We start from the raw sequence: 471 nt of genomic DNA, 5'->3' as shown, positions 1-471 counted from the left end.
TTAAAAAAACCCTCGTCTCTGTTCTCTGAGCAAACCTCAATGCTCGTTCCGAGCCGGATGTCATGATAACCGCCTGGTCTGCCGAGTGAGAAAACTCTTTGCCGTTTAAGAGGAACTCCCCCGTTCCCGACGCAGCCATGACGAAAGCAATCCGATTGTCTCCCTCCTCAGGCTCTAAGATAATATCAATCTCACGCCCGATCCGGGTACGGAAGATCCCGAAGTGGCCTTGGCCTCGGAAAGCGAGCATTCCTTCAGCGTGATCTCCGGCCGAGGCGTTCACAAACCTCTGCGGAGAGACCTGCACATTTAGCGCATTCTCAAGTTCATCGAGCCTTTTGGAATGCCAGACCTGATCGACGATCTGGCTGCTCTGCGGGACCTGAGGTTGCACTGCCTGATCTCTGTCCTGCGGGTTCCGTGGCATGGCCGTGGGAATGTGTTGGCTCATGGACCTACCACATAGCTTAA

General features: G+C 54.4%; 1 pseudogene. It reads right to left on the bottom strand.

What is annotated here, in order from left to right:
- Positions 1-451, bottom strand: a pseudogene (locus tag ACUXUR_RS26830) (AraC family transcriptional regulator); the annotation flags it as partial.
- Positions 452-471: the final 20 nt, after the last annotated feature.

This window comes from Microvirga medicaginis (assembly GCF_052658925.1).
The sequence above is the reverse complement of the archived record's forward strand: the minus strand, read 5'-3'. Positions and strand labels throughout refer to the sequence as shown.